This window comes from Kitasatospora sp. NPDC047058 (assembly GCF_040643935.1).
Classification (GTDB): domain Bacteria; phylum Actinomycetota; class Actinomycetes; order Streptomycetales; family Streptomycetaceae; genus Kitasatospora.
Genome location: NZ_JBEYVJ010000917.1, coordinates 1 through 1,188 on the forward strand (window position 1 = coordinate 1; position 1,188 = coordinate 1,188).

Sequence of the window (1,188 nt, forward strand, 5' to 3'; positions counted from 1 at the left end):
GGACGGTACGGCGCGCCGGGGCGGTGGCCGGCTGCGGCGTGGCGCCCGGGGCCGGAACGGTACCGCGCGCCGACGCTGCCGGGCCGGTTCTCGGAACAGTCATGCGGACACCTCCGGAACTGCTCTGCGCCACCGCAGATGCGTGAGTGAAACTGCTTGATGTACACCCGTCACGGTCATCTTCGGACACCGCCTCCCGGCGTCGTCGGCCGCCCCCGGCCGCCCCACCCACTGGTACCCGGCCGACTCGGCTGCCGACCCGGCTAAACTCGGGCCATGCTCAAAGCTGATCGCGCCGCCCGCATCCTCACGCACGTCACCGAGGCGGGGAGCGCCGATGTGCACGCCCTCGCCGAGCTGCTGGGCGTCTCGACCGCGACCGTGCGCCGCGATCTCCAGGAGCTGCACGAGCAGGGTCTGCTGCACCGCACGCGCGGCGGCGCGGTCACCGGATCGGTCAACCTCGAACTGCCGCTGCGCCACCGGAGCGAGAAGCAGCGCGAGGAGAAGCGCCGGATCGCCCAGGCGGCGGCCGAACTGGTCCCGGACGGCGCCGTGGTGGGCCTCAGCGGCGGTACCACCACCAGCGAGCTGGCCCGGGTGCTGGCCGAGCGCAGCGGTCTCACCGTCGTCACCAACGCGGTGAACATCGCGGCGGACCTCATCGTCCGCCCCGAGGTGCGCCTGGTGGTGATCGGCGGCATCGCCCGCACGGCCAGCTACGAACTGGTCGGTCCGGCGGCCGACCGGATGCTCTCGCAGTACCACCTGGACATCGCCTTCATCGGCGTGGACGGCCTGACGGCGGAGGAGGGCTGCACCACGCACGACGAGATGGAGGCCCAGACCGACCGGGCCTTCCTGCGCAGCAGCGCCCGTTCGGTCGTCCTGGCCGACAGCACCAAGGCCGGCAAGGTGACCTTCGCGCGGATCTGCCCGCTCTCCGAGGTGCACGACCTCGTGACGGACGACGGGCTGACGGACGACCGGCAGAAGGCCTTCGCCAACTGCGGCGTCCGGGTCCACCGGGCCTGAGCCCGAGGACTCCTCAAGCCCTGGGACTCCTCGGGCCCCCGGCGCCTTGCCGGAAGGCCCGGCTCGCCGGACATCCTGCCGGACGCGCCCGAACCACCCGGCGGCGGGGCCGGAATGCGCGTGCGCCGCCCGGGACTTCACCGGCGAGCCGGG

At 73.2% G+C, this 1,188-nt stretch carries 1 protein-coding gene; it reads left to right on the forward strand.

Annotation, left to right across the window (positions count from 1 at the left end; genetic code table 11):
* Positions 1 to 276: 276 nt before the first annotated feature.
* Complete coding sequence (locus tag ABZ885_RS41610) at positions 277 to 1,035, forward strand: DeoR/GlpR family DNA-binding transcription regulator (RefSeq protein WP_360200468.1); 759 nt, start codon at positions 277 to 279, stop codon at positions 1,033 to 1,035.
* Positions 1,036 to 1,188: the final 153 nt, after the last annotated feature.